Source organism: Kribbella pittospori (assembly GCF_004331465.1).
Classification (GTDB): domain Bacteria; phylum Actinomycetota; class Actinomycetes; order Propionibacteriales; family Kribbellaceae; genus Kribbella; species Kribbella pittospori.
In genome coordinates, this window is sequence record NZ_SJKB01000009.1 from 308,341 (window position 1) to 330,350 (window position 22,010).

The 22,010-nt window shown below is 67.6% G+C and carries 25 protein-coding genes; 8 read left to right on the forward strand and 17 right to left on the reverse strand.

The window, feature by feature from the left end; translation table 11 throughout:
- Nucleotides 1-125 precede the first annotated feature (125 nt).
- Nucleotides 126-674 (forward strand): class F sortase, encoded by a 549-nt coding sequence (locus E0H73_RS28210; RefSeq protein WP_238164333.1) that lies wholly within the window; start codon nt 126-128, stop codon nt 672-674.
- On the opposite strand, the gene E0H73_RS28215 is transcribed toward E0H73_RS28210, so the two are convergent.
- The 7 genes from E0H73_RS28215 to E0H73_RS28245 are packed head-to-tail and all read right to left on the reverse strand — an operon-like array spanning nt 675 to nt 7,181.
- Nucleotides 675-1,502: a phosphoenolpyruvate hydrolase family protein gene (locus tag E0H73_RS28215; protein WP_131361594.1), complete on the reverse strand. Its 828-nt coding sequence runs from the start codon at nt 1,500-1,502 to the stop codon at nt 675-677.
- A 2-nt stretch (nt 1,503-1,504) separates the two neighbouring features.
- Nucleotides 1,505-2,722: a Tm-1-like ATP-binding domain-containing protein gene (locus tag E0H73_RS28220; RefSeq protein ID WP_131361595.1), complete on the reverse strand. Its 1,218-nt coding sequence runs from the start codon at nt 2,720-2,722 to the stop codon at nt 1,505-1,507.
- Between the two features lies 1 nt (nt 2,723).
- The gene (locus E0H73_RS28225) at nt 2,724-3,077 is read right to left on the reverse strand and encodes a cupin domain-containing protein (RefSeq protein ID WP_131361596.1); all 354 of its coding nucleotides are present in this window, start codon (nt 3,075-3,077) and stop codon (nt 2,724-2,726) included.
- A 3-nt stretch (nt 3,078-3,080) separates the two neighbouring features.
- Nucleotides 3,081-4,166, reverse strand: a complete 1,086-nt coding sequence (locus E0H73_RS28230) for a Gfo/Idh/MocA family protein (RefSeq protein ID WP_131361597.1) — start codon at nt 4,164-4,166, stop codon at nt 3,081-3,083.
- Nucleotides 4,163-4,987 (reverse strand): carbohydrate ABC transporter permease, encoded by an 825-nt coding sequence (locus tag E0H73_RS28235; protein WP_131361598.1) that lies wholly within the window; start codon nt 4,985-4,987, stop codon nt 4,163-4,165. The genes E0H73_RS28230 and E0H73_RS28235 overlap by 4 nt, the downstream gene beginning before the upstream one ends.
- Nucleotides 4,988-4,992: 5 nt before the next feature.
- Complete coding sequence (locus E0H73_RS28240) at nt 4,993-5,880, reverse strand: carbohydrate ABC transporter permease (protein ID WP_131361599.1); 888 nt, start codon at nt 5,878-5,880, stop codon at nt 4,993-4,995.
- Entirely contained in the window at nt 5,877-7,181 is a 1,305-nt protein-coding gene (locus E0H73_RS28245) for an ABC transporter substrate-binding protein (protein ID WP_131361600.1), read from the reverse strand. The genes E0H73_RS28240 and E0H73_RS28245 overlap by 4 nt, the downstream gene beginning before the upstream one ends.
- Before the next feature lie 110 nt (nt 7,182-7,291).
- Here E0H73_RS28245 and E0H73_RS28250 point away from each other — a divergent pair, with 110 nt between their 5' ends.
- A complete protein-coding gene (locus tag E0H73_RS28250) occupies nt 7,292-8,761 on the forward strand; it encodes an aminotransferase-like domain-containing protein (protein WP_165555847.1) in 1,470 nt (489 codons plus the stop codon).
- Here E0H73_RS28250 and E0H73_RS28255 read toward each other — a convergent pair.
- Genes E0H73_RS28255 through E0H73_RS28285 form a run of 7 tightly spaced genes read right to left on the reverse strand, consistent with a single transcriptional unit; the run spans nt 8,754 to nt 15,358 of the window.
- Nucleotides 8,754-9,581, reverse strand: a complete 828-nt coding sequence (locus E0H73_RS28255; RefSeq protein WP_238164334.1) for a phosphoenolpyruvate hydrolase family protein — start codon at nt 9,579-9,581, stop codon at nt 8,754-8,756. The two genes, E0H73_RS28250 and E0H73_RS28255, sit on opposite strands and share 8 nt — an antisense overlap.
- Entirely contained in the window at nt 9,578-10,789 is a 1,212-nt protein-coding gene (locus E0H73_RS28260) for a Tm-1-like ATP-binding domain-containing protein (RefSeq protein ID WP_131361602.1), read from the reverse strand. The genes E0H73_RS28255 and E0H73_RS28260 overlap by 4 nt, the downstream gene beginning before the upstream one ends.
- On the reverse strand, nt 10,789-11,874 hold the full coding sequence (locus E0H73_RS28265; protein WP_131361603.1) for a Gfo/Idh/MocA family protein: 1,086 nt from the start codon (nt 11,872-11,874) through the stop codon (nt 10,789-10,791). The genes E0H73_RS28260 and E0H73_RS28265 overlap by 1 nt, the downstream gene beginning before the upstream one ends.
- Nucleotides 11,871-12,188 (reverse strand): EthD family reductase, encoded by a 318-nt coding sequence (locus E0H73_RS28270; protein ID WP_131361604.1) that lies wholly within the window; start codon nt 12,186-12,188, stop codon nt 11,871-11,873. The genes E0H73_RS28265 and E0H73_RS28270 overlap by 4 nt, the downstream gene beginning before the upstream one ends.
- 1 nt (nt 12,189) lies before the next feature.
- Nucleotides 12,190-13,083 carry a carbohydrate ABC transporter permease gene (locus E0H73_RS28275; protein WP_131361605.1) on the reverse strand — a complete coding sequence of 298 codons (894 nt, stop codon included), beginning with the start codon at nt 13,081-13,083 and terminating at the stop codon, nt 12,190-12,192.
- Nucleotides 13,080-13,976 carry a carbohydrate ABC transporter permease gene (locus E0H73_RS28280; protein ID WP_202867592.1) on the reverse strand — a complete coding sequence of 299 codons (897 nt, stop codon included), beginning with the start codon at nt 13,974-13,976 and terminating at the stop codon, nt 13,080-13,082. Before E0H73_RS28280 ends, E0H73_RS28275 begins: the two co-directional genes overlap by 4 nt.
- Complete coding sequence (locus E0H73_RS28285) at nt 13,976-15,358, reverse strand: ABC transporter substrate-binding protein (protein WP_131361606.1); 1,383 nt, start codon at nt 15,356-15,358, stop codon at nt 13,976-13,978. The genes E0H73_RS28280 and E0H73_RS28285 overlap by 1 nt, the downstream gene beginning before the upstream one ends.
- 130 nt (nt 15,359-15,488) lie before the next feature.
- Between E0H73_RS28285 and E0H73_RS28290 the strand changes: the two genes are divergently transcribed.
- Together E0H73_RS28290 and E0H73_RS28295 are read left to right on the forward strand one after the other, a co-directional pair.
- Nucleotides 15,489-16,688: an ROK family transcriptional regulator gene (locus tag E0H73_RS28290; RefSeq protein WP_131361607.1), complete on the forward strand. Its 1,200-nt coding sequence runs from the start codon at nt 15,489-15,491 to the stop codon at nt 16,686-16,688.
- A gap of 24 nt (nt 16,689-16,712) precedes the next feature.
- A complete protein-coding gene (locus E0H73_RS28295; RefSeq protein ID WP_131361608.1) occupies nt 16,713-17,330 on the forward strand; it encodes an L-threonylcarbamoyladenylate synthase in 618 nt (205 codons plus the stop codon).
- Nucleotides 17,331-17,333: 3 nt separating this feature from the next.
- On the opposite strand, the gene E0H73_RS28300 is transcribed toward E0H73_RS28295, so the two are convergent.
- Nucleotides 17,334-17,981, reverse strand: coding sequence for a nitroreductase family protein (locus E0H73_RS28300; RefSeq protein WP_131361609.1), 648 nt, complete (start codon nt 17,979-17,981; stop codon nt 17,334-17,336).
- Between the two features lie 144 nt (nt 17,982-18,125).
- On the opposite strand from E0H73_RS28300, the gene E0H73_RS28305 reads away from it, so the two are divergent.
- Together E0H73_RS28305 and E0H73_RS28310 are read left to right on the forward strand one after the other, a co-directional pair.
- Entirely contained in the window at nt 18,126-19,088 is a 963-nt protein-coding gene (locus E0H73_RS28305) for a penicillin-insensitive murein endopeptidase (RefSeq protein WP_202867594.1), read from the forward strand.
- Nucleotides 19,089-19,100: 12 nt separating this feature from the next.
- The gene (locus tag E0H73_RS28310) at nt 19,101-19,745 is read left to right on the forward strand and encodes a nitroreductase family protein (protein WP_131361611.1); all 645 of its coding nucleotides are present in this window, start codon (nt 19,101-19,103) and stop codon (nt 19,743-19,745) included.
- Between the two features lie 20 nt (nt 19,746-19,765).
- Here E0H73_RS28310 and E0H73_RS28315 read toward each other — a convergent pair whose 3' ends face one another.
- Both E0H73_RS28315 and E0H73_RS28320 read right to left on the reverse strand, forming a co-directional pair.
- A complete protein-coding gene (locus E0H73_RS28315; RefSeq protein WP_131361612.1) occupies nt 19,766-20,260 on the reverse strand; it encodes a DNA polymerase ligase N-terminal domain-containing protein in 495 nt (164 codons plus the stop codon).
- Nucleotides 20,257-21,072, reverse strand: coding sequence for a sigma-70 family RNA polymerase sigma factor (locus E0H73_RS28320; protein WP_131361613.1), 816 nt, complete (start codon nt 21,070-21,072; stop codon nt 20,257-20,259). Before E0H73_RS28320 ends, E0H73_RS28315 begins: the two co-directional genes overlap by 4 nt.
- Before the next feature lie 125 nt (nt 21,073-21,197).
- Here E0H73_RS28320 and E0H73_RS28325 point away from each other — a divergent pair, with 125 nt between their 5' ends.
- Nucleotides 21,198-21,572 (forward strand): glyoxalase superfamily protein, encoded by a 375-nt coding sequence (locus tag E0H73_RS28325; RefSeq protein ID WP_131361614.1) that lies wholly within the window; start codon nt 21,198-21,200, stop codon nt 21,570-21,572.
- 224 nt (nt 21,573-21,796) lie between these two features.
- Nucleotides 21,797-21,973 carry a hypothetical protein gene (locus E0H73_RS28330; RefSeq protein WP_238164335.1) on the forward strand — a complete coding sequence of 59 codons (177 nt, stop codon included), beginning with the start codon at nt 21,797-21,799 and terminating at the stop codon, nt 21,971-21,973.
- The last annotated feature ends 37 nt before the right edge of the window (nt 21,974-22,010 follow it).

Here is a 22,010-nt window from a genome sequence, read left to right on the forward strand (position 1 = left end):
TGTTGATGTTCTGCGTGGGCCTGGAGGGGTGCTCCGCGCAGGCCGATGGTGCATCGCCGGGCCCCGGGTCGGACGGCGGCGCGTCAACGCCGTCGTCCGGCTCGGTCGTTCCCGGGTTCTCGACGGTGATCACACCGACGATCCCGACTCCTTCCGGTCCGGACGGCGCGGCCTCCGCACCGCCGGCCCGGATCGGCACGCCCGCACCCGGTCAACGGATCCGGTTCGTCCCGTCCCAGGTTGTGCTGCCGGGTGGTGCGCATGCTCCGGTGCTGTCCGCGAGCACGGTTTCCGGGCAGTTGATGGTGCCCGAAGGGGCACGAAATGTCGGCTGGTGGGACGGTGGTGCCGAGGCCGGTGACCCCTTTGGCTCGGTGGTCGTGGCCGGCCACGTCGACACCAAGACCGAGGGCCTCGGCTTCTTCTCCCGGCTGCGGCACATCCAGCCGGGAGAGACCGTCGTACTCCACGGTGCCGGCCACACAGCGTCGTACCGGGTCAGCTCGATCGTGTCCGTGCCGAAGAACGCGCTCGCGACCAAGAGCGGCGCGTTCGACCAGAAGGTCGACCACCGTCTGGTCCTCATCACCTGCACCGGTCCGTACAACGCCTCCCGCGGCGGGTACGCCGACAACCTCGTCGTCACAGCCACCGCGATCGGTCTGGCGAAGTAGCTAGTGCCCTCGTCGCAGGTTCACGAACGTGTTCGTGGTGGCCGTGATCGCCTGCTCGGTTGGCAACCGCTCCATCGACGAGGCGCCGTAGAACCCGTCGATCGTCGGGCACAACTCGAGGATCCGCTGTACGTCGGCCGGCTCAGCGATCGGGCCACCGTGGCACAGCACGAACACGTCCGGCCGGACCGCCCGCGCCGCCGCCGTCCACTCGTCGATCAGTACGGCGCACTCCTCCAGCGTCCGCGCGGTCCCGGCGCCGATCGCGCCGCCGGTGGTCAGGCCGAGGTGCGCCACGACGATGTCGGCACCGGCCTCGGTCATCGCGGTCGCGTCCTCGGCGGAGAAGACGTACGGCGTGGTGAGCAGGCCGAGTTCGTGCGCGGTGGCGATCATCGCGACCTCCTCGGCGTACCCCATCCCGGTCTCCTCCAGGTTCGCCCGGAAGGTGCCGTCGATCAGGCCGACGGTGGGGAAGTTCTGCACTCCGGAGAAGCCGAGGCCGATCAGCCGGCGCAGGTACTCGGTCGGCTGGTAGAACGGGTCGGTGCCGTTCACCCCGGCGAGGACCGGAGTGTGCTTGACGACCGGGAGCACCTCGCGGCCCATGTCCAGCACGATGTCGTTCGCGTTGCCGTAGGCAAGCAATCCGGCGAGCGAGCCACGGCCGGCCATCCGGTAGCGGCCGGAGTTGTAAATGACGATCAGGTCGATGCCGCCGGCCTCTTCGCACTTCGCGGACAGCCCGGTGCCCGCACCACCGCCGACGATCAGCTCGCCGGCCGCACGCTTGGCCCGCAGCCGGTCCAGGATCGTGTCGCGCTCCATCCTCAACTTTCCTTCCGTAGAAAGGCATTCAGTGCATCCGCGGCCGCGTGCGCGAAGCTCTCGTCGTTGATGGCCCCGTCGAGCTCCACCACCTCGACGACCGAGCGGTCCACAGTGTCACGGATCGCGTCGAACAGTGCGGCATCGGCCGCGGGGTCGTAGAAGGGACCGCCTTCGACCGCGATCGCCGAGATTCCGCGCAACGGCAGGAGCAGCGCAACCGGCCCGGTCGATCCGTTCAGCCGGGTCGCGAGGCGGCGGCCGAGCTCCGAGCACTCGGCGGGCGTCGTCCGCATCAGCGTGACGGTCGGGTTGTGCACGAACAGGTTCCGGTCGGCGAACTGCGGCGGCACGGTGTCGAGCGGGCCAAAGTTGACCATGTCCAGCGCCCCGACCGAGACCACTTGCGGAATCCCGGCACAACCTGCTGCCGTGAGCCGATCCGGTCCGGCCGAGAACACCCCGCCGACCAACTCGTCGGCCAGTTCGGTGGTGGTGAGATCGAGAACCCCTGCCAACTGTCCCGATCCAGCCAGCGACTCCAGCGTCCGCCCACCGGTCCCGGTCATGTGGAACACCAGGACCTCGTAGCCCAGCTCTGCCAGCCGACCGCGCGCCATGTCCACGGCCGGCGTCGTCACGCCGAACATACTTGCTGCCAGCAACGGAAGGTCGGCTGCATCACCTACCGGTTCGGCGGTCACCATCCCCGCGACAGCCGCAGCCGCGTTGGCAAGGATCCGCGCAGACAGCCGGTTCACACCAGCGACGTCGACCACGCTCGGCATCAGCACCAGATCGGTCTCTCGCAAGTACGCCGAGGTGTCGCCGGCCGCCGCGGTCGACACGATCACCTTCGGCACACCCAACGGCAGACCGCGGAACGCCGCGGCCGCGATCGACGTACCGCCGGTCCCACCAAGCGCCAGTGCGCCATCACACCGGCCCTCGTCGTACAACCGCCGTACGACGGCCGCCGCGCCGGCCGCCATCGCGGTCACGGCGGCACCACGATCGCCCGCATCACGCAACGCGGTCAGGTCGACGTCGGCCGCAGCGGCCACCTCGTCCCGGGTGACGTCGGCGGTCAGTCCCGGCGTACCCAAGATGCCGGCGTCGACCACGACGACCCTGAGGCCGGCGGTGATCAGGCGGTCGCGCACGAACGCGTATTCGTCGCCCTTGGTGTCCAGAGTGCCGAGCAGAACGACGGAGGGCATCTCACTCACCCACCGTCTGCCGGTCCGGAGCCGAGAACGAGATGACGAAGATCGCCTCGTCGGTGCCGATGTTGCGGGCGTTGTGCAGCGCCCCCGACGGAATGCTGATGGTGTCGCCAGGACCCATCGTCACCCGCTCGTCGTCGACGCTGTGCTCGATGGTGCCCTGCAGGATGTGCAGCACCTCGTCGCAGTTCGGGTGGTAGTGCCGTGGGTTCTGCTCGCCGGGCCGGATGTAGCACCGGCCGATGGTCATCGTGGTGGAGTTGCCCAGGGCACCGGAAACCATCCACTCCAGTCGTCCCCACGGCTGGTCCTCGACCAGCACCTTGTCGGCCGGGGTCATCTGTCCCATCCGTCAGCTCCTTGGTTCGATCGTTGCCGGTTCGCCGGCCGGCAGTCGGCGGTACAGCTCGTACAGCTTGAGAATCTCCCGGACGTCGGCGAGCGTGCCTTTCTCCGGCGGCTTCCCGGCCAGCACGCTCTCGCAGAAATGCACCACCTCGGGTACGTAGCCGAGGTAGAAAAGGTTCTTGTTGTAGAGCTGGCCGAGGGAGAACTCGGGCTCCCAGTGCAGCGGCGCCACAGCGTCGCCAGTGATGAACGAGGCCGATCGCCCGTACGGCAACTCGGCCCCGGCTCGGTAGTACGTCATCCGTACGCCGTTGTCGACGACCACATTGGCCCCGCTGCCGATCACCTCGACACGTTCGAGTGGTGCACCGGTCGCGGAGCCGGCCGCCAGGTGCAGGGTCCCGATGGCTCCGGACTCGAACAGCAGACTCGACATGCTCGACCCGGTCCGCGGCTCCCATTCGTAGCTGAGGCGGCGTACCGGTCCCATCAGGTAGGTCAGGATCGCGCCCGGATGGAAGATGTGGTCCAGGAACCCGATCATCGCGACGTCGTCGGACCGGGCGTCAGGCGAGGGCAGCGACTGCGGGTACCGCACCGAGATCGAGCTCGCCGTCCCGAACTCCGGCGTACTCAGGATCGCCTTCACCTTCTCCATCGCCGGCGTGAAGATCTTCTTCAGCCCGGTCATCACCGTCAGCCCGGTCTCGTCAGCCACAGCCTGCAGACGGTCGAGCTGCGCGATCCCGGCAGCTGTCGGCTTCTCCATCCAGACATGCGCTCCGGCGCGCAGACAGTCCTCCGCGAGCGCAGTCGCCTGTACGTCGCCCTCCGCGGTGTAGGAGGTCACGATGAACACCGCGTCGGGCCGCTCACGCGCCAGCATCTCGCGGTGATCGTCGTACGCCGAGGGTGCGCCGAAGCCACGGGCGTACGTCTGGGCGCGCTCGAGCTGGACGTCGCAAACGGCGACCAGCTCGACCGGCGCGTACTGGAAGGTGGGATAGACGTTGCGGTACGAGTGCCCGCCCGCGCCGATGAAGGCGCAGCGCAGTCGCTCGGGGTACTCGAACTGATAGGTCACGGTCATCGCAAGGCTCCAGCCACGAGGCCACGGGTGAAGGATCGCTGCAACACGACATACACCAGGATGGATGGGATCATCGCCAGCACGATGCCGGCGAACAACGCGCCCGAGTCGGCGCTGTACTGCCCCTGGAACTGCACCAGGCCGAGCGGGATCGTCCGCTTCTCCTGGCTGAACAGCAGCAACAGGGCCAGCTGGTACTCGTTCCAGGCGCCGAGGAAGCTGAACACGCCGACCGCGAGCACGGCCGGTTTGGCCAGCGGCAGCATCACGCTGCGGAAGATCCGCCAGTCCCCGGCGCCGTCGACCCGGGCGGACTCGATCAACTCGTTCGGCAGGTCCCGGAAGAAGTTCCGGGCGATGAAGACACCGAGCGGTACGCCGCCGGCGACCAGGATCAGCCCGAGGCCGACCCGGCTGTCGACCAGCGACATCTCCCGCAGTTGGTAGAAGGTCGGCACCATGATCGCCTCGCCGGGCAGCGTCATGACCAGCAGGTAGGCGTAGAAGATGCCGTTGCTCCGGCCGGTCGCCAGCTTGCCGAAGACGTAGCCGGCCGGGCAGGTGACGGCGACGGTGAGTGCGGTGACCGCGATCGCGATCACCGCGCTGTTGACGAAGTACGTGCTGAAGTCGCCGCTGGTCCAGACGGTGCGGAAGTTCTCCCACCGCCATTGACCCGGCAGGCCGAGCGGTTCGCCGAAGATCTCGGTGTCGTTCTTGAACGCGCTGAACACCGCCCACACCACCGGGACCATGGTGGCTCCGGCGATGACCGCGACGAGTACGACGAGAGCGTGGTGCCAACGGGTGACGGTACGCATCGTGCTCACCTCCCCACTGCGGCGCGGTCGCGCCAGCGGTTGAAGCCGACGGTGATGACGACGGCGATCACGGCGATGCTCAGGCCGGCCGCACTCGCCGCACCGATGTCGCCGAGGCTGAATGCCTGCCGGTACGCGTAGACCGCGACTAGCTCCGTCGATCGGTCGGGACCGCCCTCGGTCATCGACCAGACCGTGCCGAATCCCTTCAGAGCGTTGATGAACGCGAGTACGACGACCAGGCTGATCGCATTGTGCAGCGACGGCACGGTGATGTTGCGGAACCGCTGCCACGGCCCGGCACCGTCGATCGCGGCCGCCTCGTGCAAGGCGGGATCAACCGCCTGGATCGCGGCCAGGAAGATCACCAGGTAGAAGCCGTACGCCTGCCATGCACTCGCGACCCCGACGGCCGGCAGGGCGAGCCCCGTACTGCCCAGCCACGGTTCGGCGAGCTTGTCCAGGCCGACGGCATCGAGGAAGCCGTTCAGCAGCCCGATGGTCGGGTGGTACAGCTGGCTCCAGATCACACCGACGACGGCCAGCGACATGATGTGCGGCACGAACACCAGACTGCGGAAGAGTGTCTGCGCACGGCGCCAGCGGATCTCACTGATCAGCGCGGCCAGCACCAGACCGCCGCCAACGGCGAGGCCGAGGTGCATGGCCCACCAGATCACCGTCCGGCTCAACGCCTTCAGGAACGCGGGATCCGACCAGACCCGGGCGTAGTTGTCCAGCCAAGCACGATTCATGACCGGTGCGACGCCGTCCCAGGTGTAGAAGCTGAGCTCGATCCCACGCAGCAGCGGCAGGAACAGGAACACCGCGAGCAGCAGCAACGACGGCAGCAGCATGACGGCAATCAGCGCCGTACGACGTGTGCCGGTCATCGGCCCGCCGCCAGTTTCTCCTGCACGCCCTGCATCGCGCGCTCCGGTGACAGTCGCCGGGTCAGGATCCCTTGCACGGCTTGATACCACGCCTCCTTGGCAGCGTCGGGCAGGTACACGCTCGGATTGAATCCAGTGCCCTTGGCAACCTTCTCCAAACCGTCCTGGACCGCAGGGTCGAGCTTGGTCCCGGCCGGCACAACCTGGGCCGGGACGAGAGTGCGGCCCTTCGCAGCAGTCAACGCCAGGTACTCCGGACTCGCCAGCCAGCGCAGCCACTCGATCACTGCCGAGCGGGACTTGGTGCTGTTGTTGACCACCCAGCTCAGCGCCAGCCCAGCGGTCGGCAGTGCCTCGGCGCCTGGCTCCCGCGGCGGCATCGGGAACGAGCCGAACCCGGACACGTCCACGCCGTCCTGCCGCGCGTTCGCCATCGATCCCTGCGGTACGACGATCATGCCGCCGCCACCCTTCCAGAACGCGGACTCGGCCTGGCCACCGTCAAGAGCCGCCGCCTGGCCGCCGTCGAGGCAGCCGCGCTGGATCAGGTCGGCGAGCATCTGGCCGCCCTGGACGACCGCGGGATCGTCGAACGAGCCGGAGCCGTTGATGATGTCGCTCATCTTGTTCCGGCCCGCCGACGCCTGCACCAGTGAGCCGAGCAGCCAACCGCCGGCGAAGTTGTCGCGCGCGCCGGCCAGCATCGGCTTCACGCCGGCATCATGCAACGTCTGGCAGGTGTCCAGGAACCCCTGCCAGTCGGTCGGGACCTGCAGACCGTGGGCGGCGAAGAGTTTCTTGTTGTAGTAGACCTGGAACACGTCCAGGCCCTCGACGATCTCGTAGACCTTGCCGTCGGTGCCGGCCTTCGTCTGCCGGACGACCTCGGGGTCGAACCGTCCGGCCAGGCCGTTCGTGGCGAAGACCTCGTCCAGCGGCCAGATCAGCCCGGCGTCGGCGAGCAGCCCGACCCGGCCCGGACCTGAGTTCACCAGCAACAGGTCCGGTCCGCTGCCGGATCGCAGCAGCGTCTGCACACTGCCCGCCTCGAACGAGATCGCGCCTTTCACGTACTCGACGGTGATGTCGGGATGCTGCTGCTCGAACGCCGCGACGGTGGCATCGGTGTAGGGGAAGTCGGCTCCCATGATGCGCAGCGACCGGGACGTGTCCTGCGGGCCGCCGGCGTTCAGCGATCCGGTGCCCGGTGCGGCGACCGTGGCACATCCCGGCAGCGCTACCGCTGTCGTGGCGGCGAGCAGCAGAGCACCTAGGGCGTGTCTCCCGAGCTTCCACTCCATTGCGCTCCACCTCACAGACCAATTCGTTCCCAAGAAGCTCAATGGGCGTTAGATTGGCCTTCCTGCCGTGCTGTTCTCTAGAGCCACATCGACGAAATTGGACTCTGTTTGTGATTCAGGACGCCAATGGCCTCAGGTTCTCGGCCGATGATCTCGCCCGGATGCTCGTCGGCACCGGCGCCCGTTCCGGTCCGCTCTACCGCCAGTTGAGCGAGAGCCTCACGGAGCTGATCGAGCGTGGCGAGCTGCCGCAGGGAGCCGCGCTGCCACCCGAGCGGGCACTGGCGCAGGCCCTGACCGTCAGTCGGACGACGGTGGTCGCGGCGTATCAGGCACTCCGGGAGCAGGGGTTGCTGGAGCGCAGGCAGGGGAGTGGGACCAGGGTCAGTGCCGATCGGGCACGGGAGACCGTTTCCGGATTGGCCGGTGACCACGCAGCAAGTCAGTTCCTGAACGGGCCGTTGGCAACAATCGACTTCGCGACCGCGGCGCTGCCCAGTCTCGACCTGGTCGCTGACGTCGCGGCAGGCTTGACGCGCGACGACTATCTCCGGCTGACCGGCACGCATCACGGCTACCACTTGCGGGGTTTGCCGGCGCTGCGCGAGCGGATCGCCCGCTGGTACAGCGATGCGGGGATGCCGACCGCGCCCGAGGACATCCTGATCACCTCCGGAGCACAGCAGGCCTTGGAGTTGGTCGCGCGTGGTTGCCTGCAGCCCGGTGACGGTGTGGTCGTCGAGCAACCGACGTACCGCGGTGCGTTGGAGGCGTTCGGACGGACCGGCAATCGGTTGCGGACTGTGCGGATCGACGACGAAGGACTCGACGTCATCGCGTTGGAGAAGCTGCTGGCAACGGAGTCGCCGCGGCTGGTCTATGTGCAGACGGCCGCGCACAACCCGACCGGCGTCGTCCTGTCCGACGACCGCAGGCAGCGGCTCACGCGGCTGCTTGATCAGCACGAGGTCGTCCTCGTCGACGACACCTCGCTGGCCGGTACGTCGTTCGACGGACGACCGTCCGCGCCCGCGCTGACCACCCACGAGCGGCTCGTCACGATCGGCTCGATGAGCAAGCTGTTCTGGGGCGGCCTGCGACTGGGCTGGATCCGGGCCGTCCCGCAGGTCGTCTCGCGGCTCGCCCAGGTCCGTGGCATCACCGACCTCGGCAGCTCGCTCGTCGCCCAGGAGGTCGCACTGCGGTTGATGGACCACCGCGATGCCGCCGAGGCCGAGCGACGTACGGCGCTGCCGACCGGGCTGCGCACGTTGACCGAGCTGCTCGACCGGCACCTGCCGGACTGGACCTGGCGCGAACCGCAGGCCGGTGCCTCGCTGTGGGTCCGGCTGCCGCAGGGCGATGCAACCCACTTCGCCCAGATCGCCTTGCGGTACGGCGTCGCGCTGCTGCCGGGTGCGGTCTTCTCGGCCGACGGCAGCACCGACGACCACACCCGGCTGCCGTATTCGTTGCCCACAGCCACCATGAGTCAAGGTGTCACCCGGCTGGCTCAGGCCTGGACCGACTACCTGAACCGCGCGACCGTCGACGTCACCCTCACCTCGGCGGTCACCTGATCGCGTGGAAGCTCCGCATGTGATCGACCATGGCGACCTCGGTCGGCAGCCGTTCCATGCTGGAGGCACCGAGGAAGCCGACCACGCCGTCGACCTTCGACAGGATGTGCTTGGCGTCCTCGGGGGTCGCGATCGGTCCGCCGTGGCAGATCACCAGCGCATCGGGGTTGACGGCGAAGATCGCGTCCCGCAGCCGGGACACCAGGTCGACCGAGTCGTCCAGGCTGAGGCTGGTCTGCGCGCCGATCATCCCGGACGTGGTCAGCCCCATGTGCGGGACCAGAACGTCCGCGCCGGCCTCGGTCATCGCTGCCGCCTCTTCCTCGCTGTGCACGTAGGCCAGCGTCACCAGGTCCCGCTCCCGGGCGGCCCGGACCAGGTCGACCTCGCGGTAGAAACCCAGCCCGGTCTCTTCCAGGTTGGCGCGGATGATCCCGTCGAACAGGCACACGGTCGGGTAGTTCTGGATCCCCGCGAACCCGGCCGCCTTGACCTGGTCGAGGAACCGCGGGATGTCGCGGAACGGGTCGGTCCCGCACACGCCGGCCATCACCGGGAGCTTGTCGGTCACCGGCAGCACCTCGGTGCCCATCTCCATCACGATCGCGTTCGCGTCGCCGTACGGCATCAGGCCGGCCATTGAGGAACGTCCGGCCATCCGGTACCGGCCGGAGTTGTAGATCACCACGAAGTCGAGGCCGGCGGCCTCGGCGCACTTGGCCGACAGCCCGGTGCCGGCGCCACCGCCGATGATCGGGCGGCCCTCGGCGACCTTGCGGCGCAAGCCGGCCAGCAGTTCGGCGCGGGTCAAAGTGTTCACGGTGTCTCCTTCTCCAGCCAGGTGGCCAGCAGATCCACGGCGGTGGCAGACACCGCCGGGTCGTTGATGTCGGTGTCGAAGTCGTGCAGGTCGATGCCGGGCCGCAGCCCGTCCCTCAAGGCCCGGTACAGCGCGTCGTCCGCGGCCGGGTCGTGGAAGACCCCGCCCGGTGCGGACAGCTGCGACAATCCGCCGTGCGGGAACAGGACGGCCACGGGTGCGATGGAGGGATTGAGCCGGGCCGCGATCCGTCGGCCGAGCTCGGCGCACTCGGCGGCCGTGGTCCGCATCAGCGTCACGGCTGGGTTGTGCGGGTGGAGCAGCCGTCCGGAGAACTCTGGCGGCACGGTGTCGTAGAAGTTGACCATGTCGAGCGCGCCAACACTGACAACCTGAGGTACGCCGGCCTCCGCCGCTGCAGTGAGGCGGTCGGGACCGGCCGAGCACACCCCACCGACCAGGTCGTCGGCCAGTTCGGTGGTGGTCAGGTCGGCGACGCCTTGGATCGTGCCGCCGCGGATCAGCGCCTCCAGGGTGCGGCCACCGACGCCGGTGCAGTGGAACGTCAGTGCCTCGAAACCACGGTCCTCGATGCCACGGACAACGGACGACCCGCAGGCCGTCGTCACTCCGAACATGCTCACCCCGACCAGCGGCGCGCCGTGGACGGGGTCGGCGTACTGGCTCATTGCCATCCCGACGCAGGCCTGCGCGGCGTTGGCGAGGACGGGCCGGCTGAGCCGGTTCAGGCCGTTGATGTCGACGACCGGGTACATCAGCGTCAGGTCGGTCTCGCGGACGTACGACCGGGTGTCGCCCGCCGCGATGGTCGAGACCAGCACCTTCGGGAAGCCGAACGGCAGCCGCGCGCAGATCTCCGCCATCACGTACGCCGCATTGGACCCGCCCACTGCGAGTACGCCGTGAACATCGCCGGTCGCAACGAGATCCGCCAAGGCCGCCGCGGCACCACGCGCCATCACCGTCATCGCCGCATTCCGGTCGCCGCGATCACGCAGCTCGGTGAGCGAACCATCGCCGAGCTCCGCGATCAGGTCACGACCGATCCGCGCAGTCAGCGCCGGTACGCCGAGCACCCCGACATCGATCAGCAGCGGCGTGGCACCGAGTGCTGCGACCCGATCGGCCAGGAAGGCGTACTCCGCTCCCTTCGTGTCGAGTGCACCGACGAGCGCGATGACGGCCATCAGCGAGCTCCGTAGTCCGGCACCTGGATCTCGGCCCCGCCCTGCAGGGCCGACTGGTGGGCGCAGATCCCGGGTGCGGTCCAGGTCGCCGCGGTCCGGGCGTCAACCCTGGGCCGGCGGTTCTCGACGATGCTGGACACGAACTCATGGACGAGATGCGGATGCGAGCCGCCGTGTCCACCATCGGCGAAGCGCTTCAGTGCCTCGGGCAACAGTTCGGGTGCACCGGGCGGCCGGACGTCGGCCTCGGTCACCGGCCTGCCTCGGCGCCCGTCGGGGAGTTGCTCGAGCTTGAACTCCTTCATCGGACCGCCTTCGAGCTGCGGCCACTCGAGCCCGCCCTCGTCGCCGTACACCGAGAAGCCTTCGAGGTAGCTGCGACCCAGCTGGAAGAACGACATCGTCACGTTCGCGACCAGGTCGTCGCCGGCCAGCTTGAACAGCGCCGCCTCGGTGCCGAACCCCTCGCCCGCGACGCCGATATGGTCCGGCGTGAGCTTGCTGGAGCCGAGGCAGCGGACCGACTCGACGCGAGTGTTGGCCAGCGCGAGGGCGGGCGAGAGGGCATGCGTGACGTAGTGCATCGGTGGGTAGCCGCGCCAGTAGTCCGGAAACCCGTCCAGGTTCTGCAGATGGTCGCCCTTGAAGTAGGCCAGGCGTCCGAGCTTGCCGCTCTCCAGCAGGCTCAGAGCGTGGAAGAACTCGCGGGAGTAGACCGCCGTCTCCATCATCATGTAGTTGCGCTGGGCATCGTCCTGGGCCGCGATCAACGCGTCCAGATCCTCCAAGGTTGTTGCCATCGGCACCGCCGAGGCGCAGTGCCGGCCGGACCTCAGCACCTGCTGGACCTGCTCGGCGTGGAAGCGCACCGGTGTCAGCAGGTGCACCGCGTCCCAGCCGGGTGCGGCCAGCGCTTCGTCCAGGCTTGGGAACCTGACGGCGATCCCGAGCCGGTCCGCGACAGCCGTCGTACGGGCGGGGTCCGCGTCGACGACCGCGACCCGGCCGACGTCGGGATGGGCCTGGTAGATCGGGGCGAAGTCGGCGCCGAAGCCGAGGCCGACCACGATCACATCGATGCTCATCGGACCGGCACCTCCCGCTCCTCACCGAACAGGAACACCGCGCCACCGCTGGCGAAGTTCGCCACGTCCTCGTTGGCCGCCTTGCCAGCTTGAGACTCCAGCACGAGCTCGAGGTCCGCGCGGCTGTCGGTGTACAGCTCAGCCTGGTAGTGGTACTCCGGCGGTGTCCCGTCCGGCGCCGGCTCGAAGCGGCACACGGTCCACCGCTTGAGCCCGGTCATCTGCTGGGCGATCGGGATGTGCGTCTGGTCGTAGTACCGGTCGAACTCCTCGGTCGAGTCCGGCGGTCCGTAGAGCACGGTCACCTTGTACATATCAGCCTTTCAGTCCGGTCAGCGCGATGCCCTCGACGAAGTACTTCTGGGCGAAGGCGAACAACAGCACGATCGGCAGCAGCACCACGGCGGCCGCGGCCATCAGGTACCCCCACTGTGCGGTGTAGGTGCCCTGGAACGACGCCAGCCCCATTGCCAGCGTGTACTTGTCCGAGTCGTTCAAGTAGATCAGGGGCCCGAGGTAGTCGTTCCAGACCCCGAGGAACGTGAACACGCTCACCACGGCCAGGGCCGGCTTCGACAGCGGCAGGATGATCCGCCAGTACACCTGCAGCGGCGTCGCCCCATCGATGTACGCCGACTCGTCCAGCTCGTACGGGATGGACAGGAAGAACTGGCGGAGCAGGAAGATGTTGAACACGCCCGTACCGAACCAATGCGGCAGGATCAGCGGCACGTAGGTGTTCACCAGACCGAGCTTCTGCCAGAACAGGAACGTCGGGATCAGCGTCACCGCGTACGGCAGCATCACCCCGGACATCAGGATGCCGAACACCAGGTTCTTGTGCTTCCAGCGCAGCCGGGCGAACGAGAACGCCGCCAGCGAGCAGGACAGCACCGTCCCGATCAGTACGCCGGCCTCGAGGATCATCGTGTTCAGGAAGTACCGGGCGAACGGCACCTGGGTGAGCGCGCCGGAGAAGTTGTCCCAGGCAAAGGGTTTCGGGATCCACTGCGGTGGCGAGACGAAGATCTGGCCCGAGTCCATCAGCGCGCTGCGGACCAGCCAGATCAGCGGCAGCAGCGTCGGGATGGCACCGGCGATCAGCAGCAGGTAGACGAGGAGCTTCTTCCCCACACCCCGCGGCGCCAGCGGCCGCGACGCCGGTGGCGCGGCCGACACCACCTCGGGTTTGTCCAGTACGGCGGTCATCGGGTACTCCCGGCCTCGTAGTAGACCCAGCGGCTGGAGTTGCGGAACAGCACCACGGTGATCGCCATGATCACCAGGAACAGCACCCAGGCCAGCGCGCTGGCGTATCCCATCTCGTTGTTCGTGAACGCGGTCCGGTACAGGTAGTAGATGTAGAAGAGCGTCGAGTCGTTCGGACCGCCCTCGGTCATCACCGCGGCCTGCACGAAGACCTGCAACGCCCCGATCACACTCGTCACCAGGCTGTAGAAGATCGTCGGCGTCATCATCGGCAGCGTGATGTGCCGGAACTTCCGCCACGCCCCGCCACCGTCGACCGCGATCGCCTCGTAGAGCTGCCGTGGCACGCCCTGCAGTCCCGCCAGGAAGATGACAGCGACGTTGCCGAAGCCCCACACCGACATCAGGATCAGCGACGGGATCGCCGTACTCTCGTCGAAGATCCACTGCGACCGGGGCAGCCCGGCCTTCTCGGTCAGTGTGTTCAGCAGCCCGAAGTCGGGGTTGAAGAGCCAGATCCACAGCATCGAGTTGGCCACGATCGGCACGATCGCGGGCAGGTAGTAGATCACCCGGAACACACCCTGGCCGCGGACCGGCTGGTTGAGCAGCAGCGCGACCGCGAACGCGACGATCAGCAACAGCGGTACGGCGCCCAGGGTGTAGTACAGCGTGGCCCACAGCGACTTGAAGAAGCTGTCGTCGGCCGTGAACATCCTTTTGTAGTTGGCGAAACCGACGAACTTCGGTGCCGCGCCGATGGTCCAGTCGGTCAGGCTGATCACCGCCGAGGCGATCATCGGCAGGAACGTGAACGCGACGAAGCCGATGATCGCGGGCAGCGCCAGCAGCACGCCCCAGCGTGCCTCCTGCTTCATCGGAGACGAAGCCATCACAGCTCCTGGAGGGGCCACTTGCCCTGCAGCAGCGCCTGCATCTTCGGCTTCAGCGCCTTGACGATGTCGACCGGTGCGCCCTTGTTCAGGCTGATCTGCTCGAGCGCCGGGTCGAGCACCTGGTGGATCCGGTCCGCGTTCTTGATCTGCTGGCCCCAGTCGGTGACGCCGTTCTTCAGCGTCGTGTCGACCACCGCGGTCTGGAAGTTGGCCGGGTACTTGTCCTTCAGCACCCACTTGTCGATCTCGGCCTGGTCCGTGTAGTACTTCTTCTGCAGCGGCGCCCAGAGCCCGTCCTTGAACAGATCCACGTGTTCGGGATCGTTGTAGTACAGGTAGAGCTCGATCGCCTCCTCCGGGTGCTTGGTCTTGGCGAAGATCGCGCCGGCCGCACCGCCGGTCATCGTCAGCGGCTCCTGGAACTTCGGCAGTACGGCGACGCCGAACGGCACCTTGCTCTCCATCAGGTCGAGCAGCGTCCAGTTGCCGTCGATGATCATCCCGACCCGCTTGGTCTGCAGTTGCACCGACGTCGTCGGCGCGTTCTTGCCCAGCTGGGCCGGACTCGGCGCCACCCGGTGCACGTAGATCAGGTCCTGGATCTTCTTCAGTACGTCGATCGCCGCGGCCGAGTCGAGCGCGAACTTCGTACCGTCCTCGTTCACCATGTCGCCGCCGTTGGAGCGCAGCAGGCTGTAGAGCGGGGCACCGCCGATCGGCGCGATGGTGCCGAACTGCTTCACCTTGCCGGAGTCGAAACCGTCCTCGGACGGGTGCTTGCCGTTCTGGTCGACGGTGAGTTTGTCGGCCGCCTGGACGAAGTCGTCCCAGCTCCACGCGGTGTCCGCGGTGAACGGCGCCGGGTCGAGACCGGCCGCCTTGAAGGCGTCGGTGTTGTAGTAGAGGATCTGCACGCCCATCGCCAACTGGTTCGCGGCGAGCTTGTCCTTGCCGTACCAGAAGTAGCTGCTCGGCAGCCGGTCCTTCAGCTCGGGGTACTTGTCCAGGTACGGGAACAGGTTGAGGATCAGGTCCTTCTGGGCCAGGTCGTACATCTGCCCGGTGCCGAGGTAGGCCAGGTCGGGCGGGGTGTTCGCGGCGACCAGGCTGGACACCTTGGTCGGGTAGTTCGACACCGGCACGTACATCGGATCGACCTTGGCGCCGTCGTGCTCCTTGCCGTACTTCTTCAGCATCTCGTCGATCGCCTTCTTCTCGAAGGCCGATCCCCAGTACATGAAGCTGAGCGGGCCGCCGGTCCCGCCGGCGTCGTCCGAGCCGCCGCACCCGGCCAGCGCGGCCGGCCCCAGTCCGGCGGCGGCGACGGCCACCCCGCCGGTCCGGAGCAGCTGTCTCCGGGTCAGTCCTGAACTGGTCATGCGAACTCCTTGGTCCCGGGAGGCTTTTTGGCGAGCGTATGGTCTTTAATGTCGACCGTCAACAGAAAGATGTCGACCGAAGTTCTAATTGATACTGTGTGAGCAGCGTCGGACCACGAGGGGGATCAGGATGACCACCGCGCCACTACGCTCCCGCCGCCGTCCGGCGTCCCAGTCCCGGATCGCCCGGTCCGGGGAGATCCTCGAGTTGGTCCGGCACGGCCGGGCGAACACGACCGGTCAGCTGGCCGACGAGCTCGGCATCGCCCGATCCACGGTGAACGACCGGGTCGACGTACTGCTGGCTGCGGGGTTGCTGTCCCTGGACGGACCGTCCGCCGATGGATCCCGCGGACGCCCGGCGGCGACGCTCAGCTTCAGCCCGCGGGCCGGTCTCACCCTTGCCGCGCAGTTGGGCATCTCGGGTATCCGACTGGCCGCGACGGACCTGGCCGGCGAGATCCTCACCAGCACGATGATCGACATCGACCTGGCCGACGGCCCGGACGCCGTACTGGTCGAGGTCACCCGGACGTACGACGGGATGCTCGAGCGACTGGACGCGGACCCGGCTCGGGTGCACGGCATCGGCTTCGGGATGCCGGCCCGGGTGGAGCTGGCGTCGCAGGGTGGCGGCGCGGACTGGACGGCCGAGTCGGTGTGCGAGGTGCTGAACCGCTGGATGGACGTGCCGATCTTCGTCGATCACGACGTCAACCTGCTCGCGTTCGGCGAGCACTGCGCGCGCACCGATGAGCCTGAGGTGCTGGTCTGCGTGAAGGTCGGCACGGTCATCGGGTGCGGGGTCGTTGTCAACGGCAAGGTAATCCAAGGTGTCTCCGGCTTGGCCGGGGAGATCGGTCATACCCGCGTCGGTGCGTCCGAAGTGCCCTGCAGCTGCGGCAATCTCGGTTGCCTGAACGCCGTTGCGAGTGGTGGCGCACTGGCTCGTCGTCTGCGGGCCGAGGGTGTGGACGCGCCGAACGCTCGCGCCGTCGCAACCCTGGCCCGGTCCGCGCATGTCGAGGCGGGGCACGCGGTGCGGATCGCCGGTCGCGACATCGGCGAAGTCCTGGCCGGTGTGGTCAATCTGCTCAACCCCGGAGTCATCAGCTTGTGGGGATACCTCGCTGAGGCCGAGGAGCAGCTGATCGCGGGCATTCGTGAGAGCATCGCCAAGTCGGCACAGTCCGGCCCGGCGGGCGACGTACGGATCGAGCCGGCGACGATGGGCCCGGACGCCGGTCTGTACGGCGCGGCCATGATGGTCGTCGAGCATGCTCTCCAGCCGGCTGCGGTCGACAGTTACCTGCTTGCTCTTCAGCGCTAGCGCCCCGCGCTAGGCTCGGCGGTCATGGCCAGGTATTTCGACGTACATCCGGAGAATCCTCAGCGGCGGGCGGTCGGTCAGGTGGTGGACCTCGTCCGTGAGGGCGGGTTGATCGCCTACCCGACGGACTCCTGCTTCGCGCTCGGCTGCCAGCTGGGCAACCGGGAGGGGATCGACCGGATCCGGGCCATCAGGCACCTCGACGACAAGCACCACTTCACGCTGGTCTGCCAGGACTTCGCCCAGCTCGGGCAGTTCGTGCACATCAGCAACGCGGTCTTCCGGTCGATCAAGGCGGCGACCCCGGGCAGCTACACGTTCATCCTCCCGGCCACCAAAGAGGTGCCGCGCCGGCTGCTGCACCCGAAGAAGAAGACGGTCGGCGTACGCATCCCCGACCACGTCGTGGCTCAGGCCCTGGTCGCCGAGCTCGGCGAGCCACTGGTCTCCAGCACCCTCCTCCTCCCCGACCACGAGGAGCCGATGACCCAAGGCTGGGAGATCAAGGAAGAACTCGACCACCAGGTGGACGCCGTCGTCGACGGCGAAGCCGGCACCGAACCCACCACGGTCATCGACTTCTCCGAAGACTTCCCCGAAATAGTCCGAGTCGGCGCCGGAGACCCCAAGCTGTTCGAGTAGGACCTACCACTGGTTCCAGTGCAGGACCTGGTCGCGTGGCACCCGCTTGGCCGGGCGGAAGTCGGTGCCGAGCGTGAACGCGAGCGGGATGAACGCCGCCAGCATCACGTCGTCGTACGGGACACCGAGGATCTCGGCAAGCTCACGTTCGAGCGGTGCCTGCGCGGTTGTCCAGACCGTCCCGAGACCACGCTCGCGGGCGGCGAGCATGAAGCTCCACACGGCAGGCAGGATCGATTCCCAGACCCCTGACTGCACGTCGACCGACGCTCGGTCGGTGCGCCCCTCGACGGCCGGGATGACAAAGGCCGGCACTCGATGGATGTTGTCCACCAGATAGCGCAGGCTGTCGAAGACCCGCTCAGTCGAGGCCGCGTGATAGCTCATCCGCGACACGTCGCGGTCAGTCAGCGGGTGCCCGGTCGCCAATGGCAGTGCACGCCGGAACACGTCGGCCACGGCCTGCCGCTGAGCCTCGTCGGTGACGACCAGGAAGTGCCAACGCTGCCGGTTGCGGCCAGTCGGCGCCTGGGTGGCGAGGTCGACGCACTGCTCGATCAGCTCGCGCGGCACCGGGCGGGTGAGATCGAGGCGTTTGCGCACGGCACGCGTTGTGGACAACACCTCGTCGGCGAACAGGTTCAGTGACATCAGGACATGACCCTTCCGGTAGGAGATCATCCTGTTCGGGATTATCTGCAAGCATAGTACCGTCGCGGTCTTGCGGGTGGGAAACGGATGCCGGATGGTGGCGGGGAAACGTTGGTTAGTTACCTCTTCCGCCCCGGAGGGAACATGAAGCGAGTTGGATTGTTGGCCTTGGTCGTGCTGCTGGTGGCTGGGTTGTTGCCCGGGTCGGCTCAGGCTTATGCGAATGCGTTCTTTCCGACGCAGAGCAGTGGGAATCGGGGGGCCGACGTACTGGCGGTCCAGTACTTGCTGCAGCACAACGGGCAGTCGGTGGCTGCCGACGGAGTGTTCGGTACGACGACTGTCGCGGCTGCGAAGGCGTTCCAGACGGCCAAGGGTCTCGGTATGGACGGGATCGTCGGTCCGCAGACGTGGACCGCGCTGGCGCCGACGATCCGGTCAGGTGACAACAACGCCGCGGTGAAGGCGTTGCAGGTCGAGCTGAACGCCAAGCGGCGGTTGAGTCTCCCGGTCGACGGCGTGTTCAGTACGGCGGTCCGCGACGCGGTGATCGCCTTCCAGTCGCACGCGGGAATCGGCGCGGACGGCATCGTCGGTCCGGTCACCTGGCGCAACCTCGCCTGGCACTACGACTACCCGGACTTCACCGCCAACCTCTGCGACCAGGACCCCGACGGGAACGGTACGGCGGCCAACTGGGCGACGTCCGCGGCCGTCGCGCAACTCGAGCAGGCGGCCCGCTCGTTCGCGAGCACGAACCAGGGCAAGCTCCCGTACGGCGACGCCGGCTTCGAGCACGGCGGTGACATCCCCGGCCACGGCAGTCACGACGTCGGGCTGGACATCGACATCTGGCCGATCCGGACCGACAGCGCCCAGTGCACCGCGGGCCGCATCACCTGGCAGTCGACGACGTACGACCGGGCCGCCACCCGCCAACTCATCCAGGCGATCCACGCCGCCGCTCCGGGACACGTCCGGCTCATCTTCTTCAACGACCCGACCCTGATCAGCGAGGGCCTCACCACCGAGTGGCCGGCCCACGACAACCATCTCCACGTCCGCTTCTGCGAGAAGGTCCACCCCAACTCTCTCTACACCTGCTGACATAGTGGACGAGTGACGACACTGGACCTCTCGCCCGACGAACTGCTCACCACGACCCGCACGGTCCGCAAGCGGCTGGACCTGGAGAAGCCGGTTCCGGCCGAGCTGATCCGGGAGTGCATCGAGGTCGCGTTGCAGGCGCCGTCGGGGAGTAATCGGCAGACCTGGCACTGGCTGGTGATCACGGACGCCGAGAAGCGAGCGGCGATCGGGGAGTACTACCGGCTCGCGGTCGAGAAGTATCTGGCCGGGTCCGGGGCCGCCGGGAAGTTGTACGCCGACGACCCGGTCCGCGGGCCGATCCAGCGCAGGATCGGGGATGGAGTGGCCTATCTGGGTGAGCGGATGGGGCAGGTCCCCGTCCTCGTGATCCCGTGTCTGGAGGCGAAGAACCTGCCGGCGGGCAACCAGGCCGGGTTGTGGGGCTCCATCCTGCCCTCTGCGTGGAGCTACTGCCTGGCCGCACGCGCCCGCGGACTCGGTACGGCGTGGACGACCCTGCACCTGAACTACGAGCAGGAAGTCGGCGAACTGCTCGGTCTGCCGGAGGACATCCGCCAGACAGCACTGATCCCGACCGCGTACACGATCGGCACCAACTTCAAGCCTGCGGCCCGTCAGCCGCTCGACGACATCGTGCACATCGACACCTGGTAGCACGATGCTAAGAGCAACGGTCAGGACGCGGCCATCTCCTCGATGGTCAGACCGCTGAGAACCGACCGCGGCTCGGTGACCGTCAGATCGACCGCGGGATCGGCCGCGGCGTCGCGGACCTTCACCAGCAACCAGTCCCCACCGGTGCGGGTGAAGGCCCAAGCGCCGTTGAGTTTCACGCCGTGCAGTTGAACCTTGAAATGACCGCGTTCGATCGCCTCTGCCGGGTCCACCAACTGGTGCCGGTCGTCCCGGGTCAGGTTGGTGTAGATCCCGGCGTCCCAGACGATCACGGCACCACTGCCATACTGAGCATCGGCGTGCACGCCTTCGTAGGAGGCGTACTCCAGGTCGTGGTCGGTGGTGAAGACGGCAAGCCGCTTCACCACCGGATCCAGTGACGGTCCACGCGGGACCGCCCATGACTTGAGTACGCCGTCCACCTCGAGCCGGATGTCGTAGTGCAGCCGCCGGGCGTCGTGCAGCTGCACCACGAAGATCGGCTTGTTGGTCAAGCGGCGGCTGCCGCAGGCGGCTCGATCCGGTCGCGCAGCCGGTCGAGGATGCCGCGGAGCAACCGGGACACCTGCATCTGGCTCACTCCGATCTCGGCACCGATGTCCGCCTGGGTGTGACCCTCGACGAACCGTAGTTCCAAAATCCTACGCTCGCGCGGCGCGAGCGCGCTCAGCACCGGCTCGAGGACGGCGACCGCCTCGGTCCGCTCGAACGCCGCGTCGTCGGAGTCGGCGATCGTGTCGGCCAGGTTCGCGACCGAGTCGTCGTCGACCGGGCGGTCCAGGGACAGCACCGAGAAGCAGCCGTCGGCGGCGATGGCGTCCTCGATTTCGTTGACCTGGGCCCCTATTTCGTCGGCCAGCTCCTGCTGGGTCGGCTCGCGGTGCAGTTCCTGCACCAGCCGCGGCCGGACCGAGGCGATGGATCCTTGCAGTTCCTGCAGGCGGCGCGGGATCCGGACCGTCCAGGAGCAGTCCCGGAAGTACCGTTTCACCTCGCCCCGGATGGTCGGTACGGCGTACGCCAGGAACGGCGTGTCCGCGTCCGGGTTGTAGCTGCGGGCCGCCTTGACCAGGCCCAGGTACGCGACCTGGTCCAGATCGTCGGCCTCCACGCCGCGACCGCGGAACCGCGACGCGATGCTGTGCGCGATTCCGAGGTGGAGTTCGATCGCTTGATCGAGGAGGGCCTGCCGGAGATTCTCGTCGGTGCTGGCTGCTCGCCGGCTCAGCAGGGACCTGGTCTCGCCGTCTCTGCGCTGTTTCCGATCGGTGCGCGGCTCGGCGGTGGTGCTGGCAACGGTGTTCATGATGTCTGACCTCGCGACTCTGAGTCACGGCGCGGCACATGTCTGGACCGCGGTCAGGAACTTCTGCTGACAGTTCTACCCCACCGACCCTGGGTTATGCATCTTGCCGGCAGTAGGTTTCCGCCATGGACTGGAAGCTCGAGCTGGTGTCGGTCCCGGTTTCGGACGTTGACCGGGCCAAGGCGTTCTACACGGACAAGGTCGGCTTCGTCGCCGATCACGACCATCAGGTCAGCGAGGAACTGAGGTTCGTTCAGCTCACTCCGCCCGGGTCGGCCTGCTCGATCGCGATCGGCAGCGGCATGGGTCAGGCCGAGCCCGGCTCGGTCCGCGGCCTGCAGATCGTGGTGTCCGACGCCGACGCGGCCCGGGCCGAGCTGGCGGGTCGCGGCGTGGAGGTGTCGGACGTCCAGGAGATGCCGTGGGGCCGCTTCGTCTTCTTCAGTGACCCGGACGGAAACACTTGGGCGCTGCAGCAGATCGTCGGTCGCGCCGACTAGTTTCAGGGCTCGCGCCGACTGGTGGTTCGGGGTTCCGGATCAATCCGAATTACCGCTAACGGTGGGTCATCTCTCGGTTGTAGGGTGGCCTTTGGCTGAGCAACCAGCCCCCCAGATGATGGTTGTGTGTCCTTGCGAGGGCGACGATGACCGGACTTCAGCACCACCCCACAGCAGTACGACGCCACCCCACCGCTTCCGCCCCTGTCCAGAAGTCAGGTGCCATGCCAGTAGCCACTTCCCCGGCCCGGCCCGTGGCAGTCCAGGTCCGCATGGGCGGTCGCTGGATCGCCGGCCAGGAGCTGGGCCGCCGGACCGGAGCGGCCGGGGCCGACGAGGTTCTCGTCAGCCACCACGGCCACTTGGTCTGGGTCGACCAGCAGTCGGTCCGCGGGTCCTGAAAGCCCTTACCCAGCAGGGATTACAGTCCCAGCAGGG

What these genes read in the sequence shown, in the direction of transcription:
- E0H73_RS28215 (WP_131361594.1), bottom strand. Translation starts at nt 1,502, where the DNA reads ATGGAGCGCGACACGATCCTGGACCGGCTGCGGGCCAAGCGTGCGGCC.
- E0H73_RS28220 (WP_131361595.1), bottom strand. Translation starts at nt 2,722, where the DNA reads ATGCCCTCCGTCGTTCTGCTCGGCACTCTGGACACCAAGGGCGACGAA.
- E0H73_RS28225 (WP_131361596.1), bottom strand. Translation starts at nt 3,077, where the DNA reads ATGGGACAGATGACCCCGGCCGACAAGGTGCTGGTCGAGGACCAGCCG.
- E0H73_RS28230 (WP_131361597.1), bottom strand. Translation starts at nt 4,166, where the DNA reads ATGACCGTGACCTATCAGTTCGAGTACCCCGAGCGACTGCGCTGCGCC.
- E0H73_RS28235 (WP_131361598.1), bottom strand. Translation starts at nt 4,987, where the DNA reads ATGCGTACCGTCACCCGTTGGCACCACGCTCTCGTCGTACTCGTCGCG.
- E0H73_RS28240 (WP_131361599.1), bottom strand. Translation starts at nt 5,880, where the DNA reads ATGACCGGCACACGTCGTACGGCGCTGATTGCCGTCATGCTGCTGCCG.
- E0H73_RS28245 (WP_131361600.1), bottom strand. Translation starts at nt 7,181, where the DNA reads ATGGAGTGGAAGCTCGGGAGACACGCCCTAGGTGCTCTGCTGCTCGCC.
- E0H73_RS28260 (WP_131361602.1), bottom strand. Translation starts at nt 10,789, where the DNA reads ATGGCCGTCATCGCGCTCGTCGGTGCACTCGACACGAAGGGAGCGGAG.
- E0H73_RS28265 (WP_131361603.1), bottom strand. Translation starts at nt 11,874, where the DNA reads ATGAGCATCGATGTGATCGTGGTCGGCCTCGGCTTCGGCGCCGACTTC.
- E0H73_RS28270 (WP_131361604.1), bottom strand. Translation starts at nt 12,188, where the DNA reads ATGTACAAGGTGACCGTGCTCTACGGACCGCCGGACTCGACCGAGGAG.
- E0H73_RS28275 (WP_131361605.1), bottom strand. Translation starts at nt 13,083, where the DNA reads ATGACCGCCGTACTGGACAAACCCGAGGTGGTGTCGGCCGCGCCACCG.
- E0H73_RS28280 (WP_202867592.1), bottom strand. Translation starts at nt 13,976, where the DNA reads ATGGCTTCGTCTCCGATGAAGCAGGAGGCACGCTGGGGCGTGCTGCTG.
- E0H73_RS28285 (WP_131361606.1), bottom strand. Translation starts at nt 15,358, where the DNA reads ATGACCAGTTCAGGACTGACCCGGAGACAGCTGCTCCGGACCGGCGGG.
- E0H73_RS28290 (WP_131361607.1), top strand. Translation starts at nt 15,489, where the DNA reads ATGACCACCGCGCCACTACGCTCCCGCCGCCGTCCGGCGTCCCAGTCC.
- E0H73_RS28295 (WP_131361608.1), top strand. Translation starts at nt 16,713, where the DNA reads ATGGCCAGGTATTTCGACGTACATCCGGAGAATCCTCAGCGGCGGGCG.
- E0H73_RS28300 (WP_131361609.1), bottom strand. Translation starts at nt 17,981, where the DNA reads ATGTCACTGAACCTGTTCGCCGACGAGGTGTTGTCCACAACGCGTGCC.
- E0H73_RS28305 (WP_202867594.1), top strand. Translation starts at nt 18,126, where the DNA reads ATGAAGCGAGTTGGATTGTTGGCCTTGGTCGTGCTGCTGGTGGCTGGG.
- E0H73_RS28320 (WP_131361613.1), bottom strand. Translation starts at nt 21,072, where the DNA reads ATGAACACCGTTGCCAGCACCACCGCCGAGCCGCGCACCGATCGGAAA.
- E0H73_RS28325 (WP_131361614.1), top strand. Translation starts at nt 21,198, where the DNA reads ATGGACTGGAAGCTCGAGCTGGTGTCGGTCCCGGTTTCGGACGTTGAC.
- E0H73_RS28330 (WP_238164335.1), top strand. Translation starts at nt 21,797, where the DNA reads ATGCCAGTAGCCACTTCCCCGGCCCGGCCCGTGGCAGTCCAGGTCCGC.